This window comes from Pseudomonas sp. 05L36, assembly GCF_056398125.1.
This window is the reverse complement of the sequence record NZ_JBFTOU010000004.1, coordinates 166,884-184,025: the sequence shown is the minus strand read 5'-3', so window position 1 is coordinate 184,025 and position 17,142 is coordinate 166,884. Positions and strand designations below refer to the sequence as shown.

The 17,142-nt window shown below is 53.9% G+C and carries 15 protein-coding genes and 1 pseudogene; 9 read left to right on the top strand and 7 right to left on the bottom strand.

Going from position 1 to position 17,142, the window contains the following annotated elements; all coding sequences use genetic code 11:
* Nucleotides 1-7: 7 nt before the first annotated feature.
* The 8 genes from AC1DKH_RS06415 to glmS all read left to right on the top strand — a co-directional run bounded on the left by AC1DKH_RS06415 (nt 8) and on the right by glmS (nt 9,206).
* The gene (locus tag AC1DKH_RS06415; protein ID WP_108218799.1) at nt 8-544 is read left to right on the top strand and encodes a F0F1 ATP synthase subunit delta; all 537 of its coding nucleotides are present in this window, start codon (nt 8-10) and stop codon (nt 542-544) included.
* A 21-nt stretch (nt 545-565) separates the two neighbouring features.
* On the top strand, nt 566-2,110 hold the full coding sequence (gene atpA, locus AC1DKH_RS06410) for a F0F1 ATP synthase subunit alpha (RefSeq protein WP_030132553.1): 1,545 nt from the start codon (nt 566-568) through the stop codon (nt 2,108-2,110).
* A gap of 50 nt (nt 2,111-2,160) precedes the next feature.
* Nucleotides 2,161-3,021, top strand: a complete 861-nt coding sequence (gene atpG, locus AC1DKH_RS06405) for a F0F1 ATP synthase subunit gamma (protein WP_085723558.1) — start codon at nt 2,161-2,163, stop codon at nt 3,019-3,021.
* 27 nt (nt 3,022-3,048) lie between these two features.
* The gene (atpD, locus tag AC1DKH_RS06400) at nt 3,049-4,428 is read left to right on the top strand and encodes a F0F1 ATP synthase subunit beta (protein ID WP_034152182.1); all 1,380 of its coding nucleotides are present in this window, start codon (nt 3,049-3,051) and stop codon (nt 4,426-4,428) included.
* 45 nt (nt 4,429-4,473) lie between these two features.
* On the top strand, nt 4,474-4,899 hold the full coding sequence (locus AC1DKH_RS06395) for a F0F1 ATP synthase subunit epsilon (protein ID WP_007969909.1): 426 nt from the start codon (nt 4,474-4,476) through the stop codon (nt 4,897-4,899).
* Between the two features lie 113 nt (nt 4,900-5,012).
* On the top strand, nt 5,013-6,380 hold the full coding sequence (gene glmU / locus AC1DKH_RS06390) for a bifunctional UDP-N-acetylglucosamine diphosphorylase/glucosamine-1-phosphate N-acetyltransferase GlmU (RefSeq protein ID WP_477797756.1): 1,368 nt from the start codon (nt 5,013-5,015) through the stop codon (nt 6,378-6,380).
* A gap of 215 nt (nt 6,381-6,595) precedes the next feature.
* Entirely contained in the window at nt 6,596-7,372 is a 777-nt protein-coding gene (locus AC1DKH_RS06385) for a DeoR family transcriptional regulator (RefSeq protein WP_007985041.1), read from the top strand.
* Nucleotide 7,373: 1 nt separating this feature from the next.
* Nucleotides 7,374-9,206: a glutamine--fructose-6-phosphate transaminase (isomerizing) gene (gene glmS, locus AC1DKH_RS06380; RefSeq protein ID WP_477759769.1), complete on the top strand. Its 1,833-nt coding sequence runs from the start codon at nt 7,374-7,376 to the stop codon at nt 9,204-9,206.
* Between the two features lie 124 nt (nt 9,207-9,330).
* Here the strand turns inward: glmS and AC1DKH_RS06375 are convergent, their stop codons facing one another.
* The 7 genes from AC1DKH_RS06375 to AC1DKH_RS06345 all read right to left on the bottom strand — a co-directional run bounded on the left by AC1DKH_RS06375 (nt 9,331) and on the right by AC1DKH_RS06345 (nt 16,214).
* The gene (locus AC1DKH_RS06375; RefSeq protein ID WP_477797755.1) at nt 9,331-10,509 is read right to left on the bottom strand and encodes a spermidine synthase; all 1,179 of its coding nucleotides are present in this window, start codon (nt 10,507-10,509) and stop codon (nt 9,331-9,333) included.
* A 44-nt stretch (nt 10,510-10,553) separates the two neighbouring features.
* A complete protein-coding gene (locus tag AC1DKH_RS06370; protein WP_477797754.1) occupies nt 10,554-11,858 on the bottom strand; it encodes an MFS transporter in 1,305 nt (434 codons plus the stop codon).
* A gap of 45 nt (nt 11,859-11,903) precedes the next feature.
* A complete protein-coding gene (gene moeB / locus AC1DKH_RS06365; RefSeq protein ID WP_477797753.1) occupies nt 11,904-13,031 on the bottom strand; it encodes a molybdopterin-synthase adenylyltransferase MoeB in 1,128 nt (375 codons plus the stop codon).
* A gap of 277 nt (nt 13,032-13,308) precedes the next feature.
* On the bottom strand, nt 13,309-14,079 hold the full coding sequence (locus AC1DKH_RS06360; RefSeq protein ID WP_477797752.1) for a hypothetical protein: 771 nt from the start codon (nt 14,077-14,079) through the stop codon (nt 13,309-13,311).
* A gap of 3 nt (nt 14,080-14,082) precedes the next feature.
* Nucleotides 14,083-14,754, bottom strand: a complete 672-nt coding sequence (locus AC1DKH_RS06355; RefSeq protein ID WP_477797751.1) for a TfuA-like protein — start codon at nt 14,752-14,754, stop codon at nt 14,083-14,085.
* Complete coding sequence (locus tag AC1DKH_RS06350; protein ID WP_477797750.1) at nt 14,735-15,952, bottom strand: YcaO-like family protein; 1,218 nt, start codon at nt 15,950-15,952, stop codon at nt 14,735-14,737. Before AC1DKH_RS06350 ends, AC1DKH_RS06355 begins: the two co-directional genes overlap by 20 nt.
* A 91-nt stretch (nt 15,953-16,043) precedes the next feature.
* Nucleotides 16,044-16,214 (bottom strand): hypothetical protein, encoded by a 171-nt coding sequence (locus AC1DKH_RS06345; protein ID WP_191624899.1) that lies wholly within the window; start codon nt 16,212-16,214, stop codon nt 16,044-16,046.
* 652 nt (nt 16,215-16,866) lie between these two features.
* On the opposite strand from AC1DKH_RS06345, the pseudogene AC1DKH_RS06340 reads away from it, so the two are divergent.
* Nucleotides 16,867-16,965 (top strand): annotated as a pseudogene (locus AC1DKH_RS06340) (hypothetical protein); the annotation flags it as partial.
* Between the last annotated feature and the right edge of the window lie 177 nt (nt 16,966-17,142).

Here is a 17,142-nt window from a genome sequence, read left to right as displayed (position 1 = left end):
GGCGATCATGGCAGAACTGACCACGTTGGCCCGACCTTACGCTAAGGCGGCCTTCGAGCACGCTCAGGCCCACCAGCAACTGGCCAATTGGTCAGCCATGCTCGGCCTGGCTGCAGCGGTGTCGCAAGACGACACTCTGCAGCGCGTGCTCAAGGCCCCGCGACTGACGAGCGCAGAAAAGGCCACCACGTTCATTGACGTGTGTGGCGACAAGTTTGATGCCAAGGCACAGAACTTCATCAATGTCGTTGCCGAAAACGACCGTCTCCTGCTATTGCCGGAGATTGCCGCTCTTTTCGACCTGTACAAGGCCGAGCAAGAGAAGTCGGTAGACGTTGAAGTGACCAGTGCTTTTGCATTGAACCAAGAACAGCAAGACAAACTCGCCAAGGTTCTCAGTGCACGACTCAACCGGGAAGTGCGCCTGCAAGTTGCGGAGGACGCTGCCCTTATTGGTGGTGTCGTCATCCGCGCCGGCGACCTGGTTATCGATGGCTCGATTCGCGGCAAAATCGCGAAACTGGCCGAAGCATTGAAATCTTGAGTTTGAAGGGGCAGCAGAGCAATGCAGCAACTCAATCCTTCCGAAATAAGTGAAATTATCAAGGGCCGCATCGACAAGCTCGATGTGACCTCCCAAGCCCGTAACGAAGGCACTGTCGTCAGCGTATCTGACGGTATCGTGCGGATTCACGGTCTGGCCGACGTAATGTACGGCGAGATGATCGAGTTTCCGGGCGGCGTCTTCGGCATGGCCCTCAACCTGGAGCAAGACTCCGTAGGTGCCGTTGTACTGGGCGCATACCAGTCTCTGGCTGAAGGCATGAGCGCCAAGTGCACTGGCCGCATCCTCGAAGTTCCGGTTGGTAAGGAACTGCTGGGTCGCGTAGTCGACGCACTGGGTAACCCTGTTGACGGCAAAGGTCCACTGGGCAACACCGAGACCGACGCGGTCGAGAAAGTTGCTCCAGGCGTGATCTGGCGTAAGTCGGTAGACCAGCCTGTACAGACTGGCTACAAGGCTGTCGATGCCATGATCCCGGTCGGCCGTGGCCAGCGTGAGCTGATCATCGGTGACCGTCAGATCGGTAAAACCGCTCTGGCGATCGACGCGATCATCAACCAGAAGAACAGCGGCATTTTCTGCGTCTACGTAGCGATCGGTCAGAAACAATCGACCATCGCCAACGTGGTTCGCAAGCTGGAAGAAAACGGCGCCCTGGCCAACACGATCATCGTGGCTGCCAGTGCTTCGGAATCTCCTGCGCTGCAATTCCTGGCACCGTACTCCGGTTGCACCATGGGTGAATTCTTCCGCGACCGCGGTGAAGACGCGCTGATCGTTTATGACGATCTGTCCAAGCAAGCAGTGGCTTACCGCCAGATTTCCCTGCTGCTGCGCCGTCCACCAGGCCGTGAAGCTTACCCAGGCGACGTGTTCTATCTCCACTCCCGTCTGCTGGAGCGCGCATCCCGCGTTTCGGAAGAATACGTAGAGAAGTTCACCAACGGCGCAGTGACCGGCAAAACCGGTTCCCTGACCGCACTACCGATCATCGAAACCCAGGCTGGCGACGTTTCCGCGTTCGTTCCGACCAACGTGATTTCCATCACCGACGGTCAGATCTTCCTGGAATCGGCCATGTTCAACTCGGGCATCCGCCCTGCAGTGAACGCCGGTGTTTCGGTATCCCGTGTGGGTGGTGCCGCTCAGACCAAGATCATCAAGAAGCTGTCCGGTGGTATCCGTACCGCTCTGGCTCAGTACCGTGAACTGGCGGCATTCGCCCAGTTCGCTTCTGACCTGGACGAAGCGACCCGTAAGCAACTTGAGCATGGTCAGCGCGTTACCGAGCTGATGAAGCAGAAGCAATACGCACCAATGTCGATCGCTGACATGGCGCTGTCGCTGTATGCCGCTGAGCGTGGGTTCCTGACTGACGTTGAAATCGCCAAGATCGGCAGCTTCGAACAAGCGCTGATTGCTTTCTTCAACCGCGATCACGCCGATTTGATGGCGAAGATCAACGTGAAGGGTGACTTCAATGACGAAATCGACGCTGGCATGAAAGCCGGTATCGAGAAGTTCAAGGCCACCCAAACCTGGTAAGCCGCAGCGGGAGCCGCAAGGCTCCCGCTTGCTAACCTGATAGGTGTTACATGGCAGGCGCAAAAGAGATTCGCAGTAAGATTGCGAGCATCAAAAGCACGCAAAAGATTACCAGCGCCATGGAAAAAGTGGCGGTCAGTAAAATGCGCAAGGCACAAATGCGCATGGCTGCTAGCCGTCCTTACGCGGAGCGCATCCGCCAGGTTATTGGTCATCTGGCCAACGCTAACCCGGAATATCGCCACCCGTTCATGATCGACCGTGAAGTAAAGCGAGTTGGTTATGTCGTAGTGAGCAGTGACCGTGGTTTGTGTGGTGGCTTGAACACCAACCTGTTCAAGGCTCTGGTCAAGGACATGGCGGTAAACCGCGAAAACGGCGTCGAGATCGATCTGTGTGTCGTTGGTAGCAAGGGTGCGGCTTTCTTCCGCAACTTCGGCGGTAACGTCGTAGCAGCTATCAGCCACCTGGGTGAAGAGCCGTCGATCAATGATCTGATTGGCAGCGTCAAGGTGATGCTGGATGCCTACCTGGACGGCCGTATTGACCGCCTGTCCGTGGTGTCCAACAAGTTCATCAACACCATGACGCAACAGCCTACCGTGGAGCAGTTGATTCCACTGGTGGCAACCCCGGATCAAGACCTCAAGCACCACTGGGACTATCTCTACGAACCGGATGCCAAAGAGCTGCTTGACGGCTTGATGGTCCGTTACGTCGAGTCGCAGGTCTACCAGGCGGTGGTCGAGAACAACGCGGCTGAACAGGCTGCGCGGATGATCGCGATGAAGAACGCTACCGACAACGCCGGTGATTTGATCAGCGATTTGCAGCTGGTCTACAACAAGGCGCGTCAGGCTGCGATCACCCAAGAGATCTCGGAAATCGTCGGCGGCGCTGCCGCGGTTTAACGGTTCAAATATTCAGAGGATCCAGCTATGAGTAGCGGACGTATCGTTCAAATCATCGGCGCCGTTATCGACGTGGAATTTCCACGCGACAGCGTACCGAGCATCTACAACGCGCTGAAAGTAATGAGCGCGGCTGAAACCACTCTGGAAGTTCAGCAACAGCTGGGCGACGGCGTGGTTCGCACCATTGCGATGGGTTCCACCGAGGGCTTGAAGCGCGGTCTGGAAGTTACCGATTCTGGCGCAGCCATCTCCGTACCGGTCGGTAAAGCGACTCTGGGCCGGATCATGGACGTCCTCGGTAACCCGATCGACGAAGCTGGTCCGATCGACACCGAAGAGCGTTGGGGCATTCACCGTCCAGCACCTTCGTTCGCTGAACAAGCAGGCGGTAACGACCTGCTGGAAACCGGCATCAAGGTTATCGACCTGGTTTGCCCGTTCGCCAAAGGCGGTAAAGTCGGTCTGTTCGGTGGTGCCGGTGTAGGCAAAACCGTAAACATGATGGAACTGATCCGTAACATCGCCATCGAGCACAGCGGTTATTCCGTGTTCGCCGGTGTGGGTGAGCGTACTCGTGAGGGTAACGACTTCTACCACGAGATGAAGGACTCCAACGTTCTGGACAAAGTGGCACTGGTTTACGGTCAGATGAACGAGCCGCCGGGAAACCGTCTGCGCGTAGCACTGACCGGCCTGACCATGGCCGAGAAGTTCCGTGACGAAGGTAACGACGTTCTGCTGTTCGTCGACAACATCTACCGTTACACCCTGGCCGGTACTGAAGTATCCGCACTGCTGGGCCGTATGCCTTCGGCAGTAGGTTACCAGCCGACCCTGGCTGAAGAGATGGGCGTTCTGCAAGAACGTATCACTTCGACCAAGGAAGGTTCGATCACTTCGATCCAGGCGGTATACGTACCTGCGGATGACTTGACCGACCCGTCGCCAGCGACCACCTTCGCCCACTTGGACGCTACCGTCGTTCTGTCCCGTGACATCGCTTCCCTGGGTATCTACCCAGCGGTCGATCCACTCGACTCGACTTCGCGCCAGCTGGACCCGAACGTAATCGGCCAGGACCACTACGACACCGCTCGCGGCGTTCAGTACGTTCTGCAGCGTTACAAAGAACTGAAGGACATCATTGCGATCCTGGGTATGGACGAGCTGTCGGAAGCCGACAAGCAGTTGGTAAACCGTGCTCGTAAGATCCAGCGCTTCTTGTCGCAGCCGTTCTTCGTGGCTGAAGTCTTCACCGGTGCATCGGGTAAATACGTTTCCCTGAAAGACACCATTGCTGGCTTCAAAGGCATCCTCAACGGTGACTACGACCACCTGCCAGAACAAGCGTTCTACATGGTTGGCGGCATCGAAGAAGCGATCGAAAAAGCCAAGAAACTGTAATCCCGGCGCCCGGCAACGGGCGCTAATTTAGGTTGAGGCAATCAGATGGCTATGACAGTCCATTGCGATATCGTCAGCGCGGAAGGAGAAATCTTTTCCGGTCTGGTCGAGATGGTGATTGCGCACGGTGCACTGGGTGATCTTGGTATCGCCCTGGGTCACGCGCCGCTGATCACTAATCTGAAGCCAGGTCCGATCCGCCTGGTCAAGCAGGGCGGGGAAGAGGAGGTGTATTACATCTCCGGTGGTTTCCTCGAGGTTCAGCCGAACATGGTCAAGGTTCTTGCCGATACCGTGCAACGTGCTGCCGACCTGGATGAAGCCTCCGCTCAGGAAGCCGTCAAGGCTGCCGAGAAGGCCTTGCATGAACGTGGCGCTGAATTCGATTACGGTTCTGCTGCCGCACGTCTGGCCGAGGCTGCAGCTCAGCTGCGCACCGTCCAGCAGATCCGCAAGAAGTTCGGCCATTAAGGCAGCGCTTGTTGTGTGATTGATTAAAAAGGGTAGCCTCGGCTACCCTTTTTTCTTTTCCGATTTTTACAACCCGGTCGCAGCCGCTGACCACCCAGGATTGGTAGCCAGTCATGTCTCTTGAAATCGTTATTCTCGCTGCAGGCCAAGGCACGCGCATGCGTTCCGCTTTGCCGAAAGTTTTGCACCCGATTGCCGGCAACTCCATGCTCGGTCATGTTATCCACAGCGCCCGGCAACTTGATCCACAGCGCATCCATGTCGTAATCGGTCATGGTGCCGACGCCGTGCGCGAACGCCTGGCGGCGGATGACCTCAACTTCGTCCTGCAGGATAAACAGTTGGGTACCGGTCACGCCGTTGCTCAAGCAGTGCCATTCATTCAGTCCGACACCGTGCTGGTGCTCTACGGTGATGTGCCGTTGATCGAGGTCGAAACCCTGCAGCGCCTGCTCAAGCAAGTGGGTCCAGAGCAATTGGGCCTGCTGACCGTCGAACTGGATGACCCGACCGGTTACGGCCGAATCGTTCGTGATAGCGCTGGCAAGGTTGCCGCCATTGTCGAGCAGAAAGATGCCGATGAAGCCCAACGCCAGATCACCGAAGGCAATACCGGCATTCTGGCGCTGCCTTTTGCCCGTCTTGGCGACTGGATGAGCCGCCTCTCCAATAACAACGCCCAGGGCGAGTACTACCTGACTGACATCATTGCCATGGCAGTGAGCGATGGTCTGGTGGTGGCCACCGAGCAACCGCATGACGCCATGGAAGTGCAGGGCGCCAACGACCGCAAGCAGCTCTCCGAACTCGAGCGTCACTATCAACTGCGCGCCGGCCGTCGTTTGATGGCCCAAGGTGTGACGCTGCGCGACCCGGCTCGTTTCGACGTGCGTGGAGACGTGACCGTAGGCCGCGATGTGTTGATCGACATCAACGTGATCCTCGAAGGCAAGGTCGTCATTGAGGATGACGTGGTGATCGGTCCGAACTGCGTGATCAAGGACAGCACCCTGCGCAAAGGCGTGATCATCAAGGCCAACAGCCATATCGAAGGTGCCATTCTGGGTGAAGGCAGCGATGCCGGCCCGTTCGCGCGTCTGCGTCCAGGTACCGTGCTGGAAGCCCGGGCGCATGTGGGTAACTTCGTCGAGTTGAAAAACGCGCACTTGGGAGAAGGCGCCAAGGCCGGTCACCTGACATACCTGGGCGATGCCGAAGTGGGGGCGCGCACCAACATCGGCGCCGGCACCATCACTTGCAACTATGACGGCGCCAACAAGTGGAAAACCGTGTTGGGTGAAGATGTGTTCATTGGTTCCAACAACTCGTTGGTAGCACCTGTGGATATCCTGGATGGTGCGACCACGGCGGCCGGTTCGACTATTACCTCGGCTGTGGATAAATCCCAGTTGGCCATCGGGCGTGCTCGTCAGAAGAACATCGACGGCTGGAAGCGGCCGGAGAAGATCAACAAGAGCTGAGTTATCCACAACTCCTTTGTAGGAGCGAGCTTGCTCGCGGTGAATACGCGTGCGACGCATTTTTTCAGAAAGAACGCGTCATCGTTAACGCCCATCGCGAGCAAGCTCGCTCCTACAAGTTATCCACAGATCTTTTTGTCGCAACATGCTTGACGAAGTTTCGCTGATAGGTTTTGATTGCTTCTGCTATCTTTCGAAACGAAACTTATCAGCTCATGTCGAAGCGCAACACACCTCAACGTCGTCACAACATCCTCGCCTTGCTCAATGAGCAGGGCGAAGTCAGTGTGGATGAGTTGGCCAAGCGCTTCGAAACGTCGGAAGTTACGATTCGCAAGGATCTGGCAGCACTTGAAAGCAATGGCCTGTTGCTGCGTCGTTACGGCGGGGCGATCACCATGCCTCAGGAGCTGGTCGCGGACCTTGGTCAGCCGGTTTCCATATACAAGCAAGCCATCGCTCGTGCCGCCGTCGCGCGGATTCGCGAGCATGCGCGCATCATTATCGACAGTGGCAGTACCACCGCCTCCATGATCCCGGAACTCGGGCAGCAACCCGGTCTGGTGGTGATGACCAACTCGCTGCATGTCGCCAATGCCCTGAGCGAACTTGAGCATGAACCGGTGCTGTTGATGACCGGTGGCACCTGGGACCCGCATTCCGAGTCCTTTCAGGGGCAGGTTGCCGAGCAGGTACTACGCTCCTACGACTTCGACCAGCTGTTCATCGGGGCCGATGGCATCGATCTGGTTCGCGGTACAACCACCTTCAACGAACTGCTCGGGCTGAGCCGGGTCATGGCCGAAGTCGCCCGCGAAGTGGTCGTGATGGTGGAGGCCGACAAGATCGGCCGCAAGATTCCCAACCTGGAGCTGCCCTGGAGCAGCGTCCATACCCTTATTACGGATGAACGCCTGCCGCTTGAGGCTCGCGATCAGATTCAGGCCCGCGGCATCAATTTGATTTGCGCGGCTATCAGTCAGGAGAAATAGCATGTGTGGAATTGTCGGCGCAGTCGCAGAACGTAACATCACCGCCATCCTCGTCGAAGGCCTGAAACGCCTCGAATACCGTGGGTATGACAGCGCTGGCGTGGCGGTCTACACCAACGATGAAAAACTCGAGCGCCTGCGTCGCCCGGGCAAAGTCAGTGAGCTGGAGCAGGCATTGGCCACCGAGCCGCTGGTCGGTCGTCTGGGTATCGCCCACACCCGCTGGGCCACCCACGGTGCACCGTGCGAGCGCAATGCCCACCCGCATTTCTCCGGTGACCTGGCGGTGGTGCACAACGGCATCATCGAAAACCACGAAGCCCTGCGTGAACAACTCAAAGCCTTGGGCTATGTGTTCACCTCGGACACCGACACTGAAGTCATCTCCCACCTGCTGAACCACAAGCTCAAGGATCTGCGTGATCTGACCGTGGCCCTCAAGGCGACCGTCAAAGAGTTGCACGGTGCTTACGGCCTGGCAGTGATCAGCGCGCAGCAACCGGATCGCCTGGTCGCAGCCCGCAGCGGCAGCCCGTTGGTGATCGGCCTTGGCCTGGGGGAAAACTTCCTGGCGTCCGACCAGTTGGCCCTGCGTCAGGTCACTGACCGTTTCATGTACCTGGAAGAAGGCGATATCGCCGAAATCCGCCGCGACAGCGTGCAGATCTGGGACGTTGACGGCCAGGCTGTCGAGCGCGAAACCGTGCAATATCGTGACGGCGCCGAAGCCGCTGAAAAGGGCGAGTTCCGCCACTTCATGCTCAAGGAAATCCACGAGCAACCGTCTGTGGTCCAGCGCACGCTGGAAGGTCGCCTGAGCCAGAACCAGGTACTGGTACAGGCATTCGGCCCACAGGCGGCCGAGCTGTTCGCCAAAGTGCGTAATGTACAGATCGTCGCGTGCGGCACCAGCTACCACGCCGGCATGGTCGCGCGTTACTGGCTCGAAGAGCTGGCCGGCATTCCTTGCCAGGTCGAAGTCGCCAGCGAATTCCGCTACCGCAAGGTGGTGGTGCAGCCGGACACCTTGTTCGTGACCATTTCCCAGTCCGGCGAAACCGCCGACACCCTGGCCGCACTGCGCAACGCCAAGGAACTGGGTTACCTCGCCAGCCTGGCGATCTGCAACGTCGGCATCAGCTCGCTGGTGCGCGAATCCGATCTGACCTTGTTGACCCAGGCCGGTCGCGAAATCGGTGTGGCTTCGACCAAAGCCTTCACCACGCAATTGGTTGGCCTGTTGTTGCTGACGCTTTCCCTGGGCCAGGTTCGTGGCACCTTGGCCAAAGGCGTCGAAGCGACACTGGTCGAAGAACTGCGTCGTTTGCCAACCCGTCTGAGCGAAGCGCTGGCCATGGACAGCACCGTGGAAAAAATCTCCGAGCTGTTCGCCGAGAAACACCACACGCTGTTCCTCGGCCGTGGCGCGCAGTTCCCGGTAGCGATGGAAGGGGCACTCAAGCTCAAGGAAATCTCCTACATCCACGCCGAAGCCTACCCGGCCGGTGAGCTGAAACACGGCCCGTTGGCGCTTGTGGATAACGACATGCCAGTAGTGACCGTGGCGCCGAACAACGAACTGCTGGAGAAGTTGAAGTCCAACCTTCAGGAAGTCCGTGCCCGCGGTGGCCAGTTAATCGTCTTCGCTGACGAGAAGGCCGGCATGACCAACGGTGAAGGTACCCACGTGGTGCACATGCCGCACATCCACGACATCCTGTCGCCGATCCTCTACACCATCCCGCTGCAGCTGTTGTCGTACTACGTTGCTGTACTCAAGGGTACTGACGTTGACCAGCCGCGCAACCTGGCGAAGTCGGTCACTGTGGAATAAGTTATCCACAGGTGATTTAAGCTGTTTTTGATTAAAAGTTTTTTGAGATCATCAGCTTAATGTGGTTGACGGGGCGACAAGCTCGCCCCGTCACAGCTCAGTCTTTTCACATTCGACAGTTGAATTATCTTGACGTGGATTTTGTTGTCGTGGGTGTGAGAAATACACTGAGTGATAATCGTGCTAGGGCCCGTCGAAAACCTTCCAATTTAGATAAGTCCCCTCTTGTCCTATGGATAATGACGCCATAGGCGTAGGGGAGTAATCCTTCCAGCCAATCTCTCGGGTGGATGACTATGTTGTTCTCTAATGTTGATACGACCCAATCTGGTAGCCACGACACATCACGGTCCGAGAAGTTAACTTCGCCGGCGATCAGCAATGCGAGCGTAATACGCAGCGAAGACTTTTCTTTCACTAATCGCTCTTGCAGCGCTTGGCAAGCTTCGGGGTTATCCAGTATCGAGCGAAGATCGTCGGGTTTGCTTAGTTTCAACGAGGCTGGAAGCAGCGCAGACAACGCTGGTAACGTGTCCGCCCAGCGTTTTCGCACCTCTTGATCAATCCCCGCGAAATCCAGTGCCGGGAGGATTGGCGGTGTGTGCTGGATAACAGTAGGCACCAAATAGCGCAGACGAAGACTCATGATGTCCATAAAAAGTCGGTCACTGGCGCATAACGACTCCACGGCAGGTACGGTGTCCAGTTTAGTTGATGGCGGCGGTCCAATAATGAACGTTGCATTGCGTCGGTGGGGCAGGTAATGAACGTCGCCCCAGCTATTGTTTAGGCAGTGGGCGAGCCAAGCTTGGGGCGTAGAACCGTTAAGTGGGGCCAGGTTCATTGGGACGCCAAAACCATTGAACACCACGTGACCAAGGGGGTTGAGGCGGCTCTTCAATAGTTGATGGAAGTCGTGTTCAAACACGATCGGGGCATAACCGTACTGAGTGTAAAGGTCGACAATAATGACGTCGTAACGGTCGGGGTTGGCGACTAGGAATTGCTCGGCATCGGCGATCTCGCTGTCAAAGTCGATATGCGCTGCCATTCGGTTCCGATTTTCGAGGCTGCGCACCAGTGCTGTCTCGTCCAGATCAATAGCCATTAGACTGTCCACCCTGGTGCTGGCTGCGATCGGTGCCAGTCCTACACCGTCTGAAAGTCCTAGCATCAGAACCGAGATGCGATTCTTAGCTGGATCCCCCAGAAAGCCGATACAGCCCATGTCATCATAATATTGACCGCAGAAGATCTGTTCGTGTCGAGCAGATCCAAGACGATCCTTGAGCTCCGGCATCATGTAAGGCCACTCCGTTTGAAAGGGCAGGAGTACGGCGACGCACATTAGTGCGCAAACGCGTTTGGGTATTTGTCCAGATATGCATTATTGAGTTGCGTATCTTGGGAGCGCATGAAAAGTTTAAAGTCCGGTACTAGAAGGACCAGCAGTGATAACACCAACACCATGACGCCTAGCAGCGTAATTGTCAGGGAGACTCCCAAGTAGGTGATCAGGGCGTTCATCGCGAAACTGCCCAAGGGGCTAGCCGCTGCAGACAGAAATGAAACCGTGGCAAAAATCCGGTTGCGATGGAGCTTGGGGGTCGCCAGCAATCTCACCGCAGAGGTAGGAATATTGATTAACATCAGGCCGATGCCGCCGCAGAAAAAGGCCGCTGGTACGATGAACGACGATGAAATAGTGCCAACCACTACAAGGTTGCCTCCCAGTAGTGCAAAACCTGCGGAGACGCACATGTCACGGGGGACCCGTTCGGATAACCACCCGATGATTTTGTAACTTCCTGCCAAAATGCCCAGTCCGAAGCACGAGTCCAGAAGGCCAATGTAAGTGACCGGATATTGGATGACGTCCTTTACGTACAGTGGGATCAAGATAGTGAAAAATGGAAACAGCGCGAAATTGATCAGCATCGCAATAATGGCTAGGTAAAATTCGACTTTCACGCCATAAACCACTTTGAAGCCTGAATAGATCATGCTGAAGCCACTTGCACGTGGTGTTTTTTCGCATGAGTCAACTGCACCGATATGGCTCGGGATGGTTGCAATCAATGCCCCGGCGATGAAAATTGCAAAAAAATCGGTGACAAAAGCGATAGTGATACCGAACTCGTAAATCAACCCACTGGCCAGTACCGGCCCCAGAAGAATAGAAAAAGACGACATCACACTTTTGGTACGAAAGGCCAAGGAGACTTTATCGTCATCTGTAAACAAAGGAATAATCGACGCCTGGAGAGGGTCGCGCACGCCGACGATCGCACTGCTGAGCATCATCAGGGCGCCTACCGTCCAAGGGTTGAATGTCCCCGTGGCAGACAACAGAACCATCAATAACGCTGTGAGAAAGCTGATCCATGAGGTCAGTTTGATGATGAGTATTTTGTTGTACTTATCGCCTAGCCATCCCAGCAAAGGTTTGGCTAACACCTCCGCCGCGATGGAACAGGCAATCATGTTGGCAAAATAGAGCGCAGAGCCTGTTTCTTGCAGAGCCCACCAAGCCACCGCCAGTTGATTGCAACGTCCACCCAAAACCATCAGAAAAAAACTGAATTGCACTTTCAGTAGACGTCGGTCGATGTCGGGCAAACGCCATTTAACACCTGCAAACTTTGCACTCATTGACGTACCTTTGATCCGGATAAGGCGACTACGCCAGTAGGTTGTTCAAGAAACGACGGGGAGAGTTTCATCCGGGTAGATAGCCAGATAGCGCTCGACGCCACCCTCAAGACAATAGAGTTCTGCATCCTGATTGATGCTGCGAACTGCCAGTAAGGCTGCCTTGCTCCTGACACCGGATTTGCAATAAAAAACGATACGGCGGGCAGGGTCGAGTTCTCCCTGGCGCTTGATGATGTCTTTAAGCGGTATTAGTTTGCCGCCCAGCGAGCGTTGCTGATGCTCACTGACGTCGCGCACATCGACCAATTGAAATGGCGTATATGTCGCTATCCAGTCATGCAATGTGTCGGGTGATAGCCAGTCGCTCTCGCGCCATGCGGGGATAGATGTGGCGCCAAGCGTATTCCCAAGGGTCCCCGCACGTATTTTTTTGTCGATGTTCAATAGATGGAAAGTGTTGTCTAGACAGTCGATAGACAACAATTGCCCGCTTAAGGGCTCACCGGCATCGAGAATGAGCTTTAGTACTTCATTGGCCTGAAGGCAACCAAGCAAGCCAGGTACGACACCAAGAACGCCCGCTTCCGAGCAGCTTTGTGTCAAGTGCGGTGGTGGCGGTGTTTCGAACAGATCTCGGAAACAAGGCCCCCTTTGGTGAGTGTGCAGGTTGTAATAGTTAAATACCGACACCTGTCCTTCGAATTGACTGATCGCTGCATAGACCATAGGTTTTTCGCACTCGATACAGGCGTCACTGATGAGGTATTTAGCCTCGAAGTTATCAGTGGCATCGACGATAATATCGTAATCCGCCAGCAGTGACAGGACATTGTCCGTATTCAGCGTCGTGACAACGGTGTGGACGACGATTTCCGGGTTCAACTGATTAATACGACGCTTGGCCGCAAGTACTTTCAGGTCGCCCACATCGGCACTCGTATAGAGAATTTGTCGGTGTAAATTACTCACGTCGACGATGTCGTCATCAACGATACCGATCGTCCCGACGCCGGCACCTGCCAGGTACAAAAGTACCGGGCAGCCTAGTCCCCCTGCGCCGACTACCAACACTTTACTGTCTATGAGGCTTTGTTGCCCCTGAACGCCGATCTCACTAAGGATGACTTGGCGAGCATAACGGGTGGTATCTGTCTTCAGATCGCATTGCATTTCAGCCACCTGCCACTGCGTTAACCAGAATTAAGTGTGCATTACTGTTCAATGGACAATGGCGGTGATGCTCACTGGCCACGGGTATGCCGTCGACAAACAACCCAACGAATGGCAGCGGGTACAAATCCTCAGAGAAGACCGGGCCAATAAGACCGGGGAAACGTGCGGTTAATTTTCTCAGTACATCGTTAATACACAAACCTTCAGTGACGTATGTTTTATGTTGATCGGTATAGGGCATGAACTGTCGGGGAAAGTGTATGACTACCATGGGTCATCCTTGAATGGTGTCAGTTGTCAGATCATTGGAGAACGAATCCAGTCTGGAGGTGATCAGCTTTCCAATTTCGGACAGTTCGGTCGAGGTTTTGAGAGTAGCCAGACTTTTGAGGAAATACTGGTGCAAATAGTCGAGTCGTTCAGGACGAGCTCGCTCGGAACCGCTGGCCAGCAACCGCCGATGGTAATTCACAGCGCTAACCGCAAACAGGCAAGCCAGTAAGACACCTCTAGGATTCTTGTCGCCGGTTCCGGATGGCAGTATGTAGTTGTTAGAACTACCCTTAAGTTGGAAGTCATAAATCTCGGCGATCAGGCTGGACCAGATATGAGAGAGTTCATGCACCAGCAACTCTTCAAGGTCCGTAATAGTTGTAAACGCAGCTTCGCCCAGAAACATTTGTTGCGGTAGTACAGGATTGGTTAGGCTAACTTGTTCGTTAGTCAACTTATATATTTTGATCGGTAAGTCCAACAAATTTGTCCATTCCGGAAGCAAGGCTTTCAGGTTACTCTTTGCCTCGGTCAGCATATACAGTTCTGCTTTACCCAACGGTTGATGGGGCGGAAACGTTGGTGCGCCTTCGACGTGTCGATTATACAAGTTCGTGGCGAAGTCTGGTTGCAAATAGTCGGTTAAAGGTAATTCGCTTCCTTCGATATTTTTACGTACAACCGCGACAAGCGTTAGAAGTTTCATGCTATTGAATACAGGGTTTACAAATGGTAAACCGTCTATTTCAAATAGTATCTCTGATGGCGACATTTTTTATACCTTCCTTGTCCATGGTTGCAGTTTTAGAAAGCTTGCCAAGTCTAGGCTCTTTATTCTGTAGGCGGAAAAGTTAGCTATGGCGCTGTCTATTTGGTTCTCTGAGATAGCGAGTGCTAACAACACCTCCCTCAGACGATTTAGTGTTCGATTTCCGTACCACATGTTTTTCAGATATGTTAGTAAATCGTGTTCCTGTTCTTGCGTAATTATCTGTTCAGTCGTCCAGTGTCTTAAAAACTGTCTGATATGTATAAGTGGTTCGCTGAGTGGAAGAAAAGGCTCTTGTGCTTGATGTATCAGGGTTACCTCATCGTCGGACATGTCTTGGTCGCTGGCGAATAGTCGATACACTTCACCAAAGCCTTTCATTCCAAGCGTATTCATTTCACAGGCGCGAATGGCTCCCATGGACGATAATCCCCAGATGCGCCAACCAGCGTTCATTGCGTCCAGTATCTCGGCATGACCGACTGCCGGGTGCGCATGGAACACGCCATCGACAATTGCAAGGTTTGAAGGGGGGGAATACACCATTAACCGTTCGATATCACCGCGCTTGATTGGAGGACGCAATACCAGTCCGCCACTGCAAAGTAATTGACTATCTATCCCATGTAAGGAGGGACCAGCAAACAGCGTGCATGTTTCAAGCGCTTTGTTTGACATATGTAAGTAACCTCGGACCAACTCTTTTCAAACCAGGTTCAAAGACTTCAAGCCCCGGAATAATTATTCTGACCACAGAAATGTCTTCTGCCGCTTCACTGAGCAGGACTCTTAGTACGGTGCTGAGTCCGACACGCTGCAATCGCTCAATTAGTAACTCCCAAGCCGATTCGATCGTAGGTATTGCGGCTTCTTGGCAATCGATGGAGGAATAATCGATCATCTGATCTCGGGAGGTGGCCACGGTACGCAAGCGTGAAATGGCCTGAAGTTCAACCGAACGCCCCTTCTTCTCGAAGTATTTGACGCGATCGATAATGTCGTCTCGGCCTCCGTGGATGTGGCTTAAACGACTTTGGGCAGCCTCGCAGATGGCCCTGATCAATGCGATTTCCTTAATGGGATGCAACCCTGAGCCCGTGGCCACAGAGATAGGAGAATGGGAGGACTCTTCCATAATAAAAGCCTGAAAGTAGGCTAGGCCAAAACAGTTCTCTGTATAACGAATCGACAGATTTAATCCCGCATCATTGATCTTAATAATAAGAGCATCAATTTCTGTGCTGTAGCTGTCCAGATTGACGAGACGTGAACGGTCATGTACGTGGTTAAAGGCTTGAATATCGCGTTCCATGAGCTCACAAACAGCGTGTACCGAGGCTTCCTCTAAGTCATTACCAGACGCCAAGCCACTTGAGCTTTCCCCGAAGAGTCGTTGCCCTGGGTTTTCGGGGTATGGGATGAATACCAGTTCTGCTGGTGCAAGTACTTTTTGTTTCCGTAATATATCTTCTACTTCGATAGCCATGATTAGCGAGTCGGGGGCTACGGAGAAGCCATACAGCATGCAGAATTGATTGAATTCTATTCGTCCTTCGTGGCTTTTGATGAGTTGTCTTGGTGTGCTCCTTAACAGTTTCAGTTGCGCGGTGTTGTATTGTGCAAGGCTGAACTCGATGGCTTCCATGTACGCGCCTATCTTAGCCTCTACTGGTCTTAGACCCTTGCCAGCGTTTACGCAAAGAGATCCCTTAAGTGCGTCGGGTCGTATGCTGGCGAACACCGGAATGCCGATTCGGTCCAGCCAGGTTGTGTCTGTTACTCGGGTAATTCCCAAGCGAGGGGCTAAATCGTTGATGATAATTTTTAAAGTTTCTTCGGCATCGCGACGACGAAGACTAGAACTTAACCTGTGCATAAATTATTACACCACCATTAATGAGAGGTATAAGCAAGTTCCATGTTCGGTTTGAAAATAAAAGGGAGGGAATAGCTTCCCTCCCGTTTTTTCAGGCTGCGATTTTAATATCTTCAGGCAGACTCAACACATTGTTGTTCGACTGATGCGCCACAAAACCGGCGTGCATCAGGCTTTCATCGTTGAGAAGCTTGGAGAATTTTTCTGCAGTTTCTACATCAAGTTCTAGGTCGAATGTTTCATTGTTTGATGTGGTATTCATTTTCTTTGTCCTATCACTAATATTACGTTTCGGAAATATCGTTTTGCAGCGGCTATGATTTTTCGCCGGCATTACAGCTGGCGTCAAACTATTTGCATGGTTATTGGGTTGAAGTTTTGTTTTTACGGATACAACTTACACAGCCTAGTAAATTTTCTTACAGTAACTGGCTACGTTAGAGTCCATTCCGCTGAAGGCCTCGCAGACGTGAGCAACGGGCCACTGAGGGCCAGATTACCTACTCCAGGCCGGCTTAAGTCCCAAAGGCTTGACGCCAGAAAATATGATTTGAATCAATAATTAACCTCCCCCCGTTTCGAGGGAGGCTTTTTCAGGCGTCGCATCAGATGCTTGTCTTGTTCTTTCGGTGTTACAGCAATCTCTTGAGCACGAATGTGGGTCGCGCTCACCAGCTAACTGCTGTTTAACGATCTCCATCACAGCAGCCGTCATCGCTGCGGCTGAGACACCGCACATAAGGATTCTGTTGGCCGGCTCCAGTGGACTGGACAGCCGCTACTGCTCGAAAGCCCAAGGTCGATAGGTCACGCCGGAAAAATACAGTGATTTCGCGAAGCTTTCGAATTCGCGCAGCAGCACGAACAACGCGGCCCAAATGGTCATTTGCATAAGGTTGCTAACCAGCATTACCACCATCCCACTGCAACTGCTGTCGTGCTACGTCGCCGTGCTCAAAGGCACCGACGTTGACCAGCCGCGCAATTTGGCGAAGTCGGTCACTGTGGAATAGTTATCCACAGATGAAGAACCCCCTCTTCAGAGTAATGCTGTTCAGTTAAGGAAATTGTAGGAGCGAGCTTGCTCGCGATGGACTCAAGAGCGCCGCGTTTAGCCAGTAAATACGCGTTATCGTTGGCGACCATCGCGAGCAAGCTCGCTCCTACAGAGAACCACATTCGCTTAACTG

Bases quoted from the DNA above. Each gene is read 5' to 3' on its own strand.
- AC1DKH_RS06350 (WP_477797750.1), bottom strand. From the start codon at position 15,952: ATGCACAGGTTAAGTTCTAGTCTTCGTCGTCGCGATGCCGAAGAAACT.
- glmS (WP_477759769.1), top strand. From the start codon at position 7,374: ATGTGTGGAATTGTCGGCGCAGTCGCAGAACGTAACATCACCGCCATC.
- moeB (WP_477797753.1), bottom strand. From the start codon at position 13,031: ATGCAATGCGATCTGAAGACAGATACCACCCGTTATGCTCGCCAAGTC.
- AC1DKH_RS06345 (WP_191624899.1), bottom strand. From the start codon at position 16,214: ATGAATACCACATCAAACAATGAAACATTCGACCTAGAACTTGATGTA.
- atpA (WP_030132553.1), top strand. From the start codon at position 566: ATGCAGCAACTCAATCCTTCCGAAATAAGTGAAATTATCAAGGGCCGC.
- AC1DKH_RS06395 (WP_007969909.1), top strand. From the start codon at position 4,474: ATGGCTATGACAGTCCATTGCGATATCGTCAGCGCGGAAGGAGAAATC.
- AC1DKH_RS06370 (WP_477797754.1), bottom strand. From the start codon at position 11,858: ATGAGTGCAAAGTTTGCAGGTGTTAAATGGCGTTTGCCCGACATCGAC.
- AC1DKH_RS06360 (WP_477797752.1), bottom strand. From the start codon at position 14,079: ATGTCGCCATCAGAGATACTATTTGAAATAGACGGTTTACCATTTGTA.
- AC1DKH_RS06355 (WP_477797751.1), bottom strand. From the start codon at position 14,754: ATGTCAAACAAAGCGCTTGAAACATGCACGCTGTTTGCTGGTCCCTCC.
- atpD (WP_034152182.1), top strand. From the start codon at position 3,049: ATGAGTAGCGGACGTATCGTTCAAATCATCGGCGCCGTTATCGACGTG.
- glmU (WP_477797756.1), top strand. From the start codon at position 5,013: ATGTCTCTTGAAATCGTTATTCTCGCTGCAGGCCAAGGCACGCGCATG.
- AC1DKH_RS06375 (WP_477797755.1), bottom strand. From the start codon at position 10,509: ATGATGCCGGAGCTCAAGGATCGTCTTGGATCTGCTCGACACGAACAG.
- atpG (WP_085723558.1), top strand. From the start codon at position 2,161: ATGGCAGGCGCAAAAGAGATTCGCAGTAAGATTGCGAGCATCAAAAGC.
- AC1DKH_RS06415 (WP_108218799.1), top strand. From the start codon at position 8: ATGGCAGAACTGACCACGTTGGCCCGACCTTACGCTAAGGCGGCCTTC.
- AC1DKH_RS06385 (WP_007985041.1), top strand. From the start codon at position 6,596: ATGTCGAAGCGCAACACACCTCAACGTCGTCACAACATCCTCGCCTTG.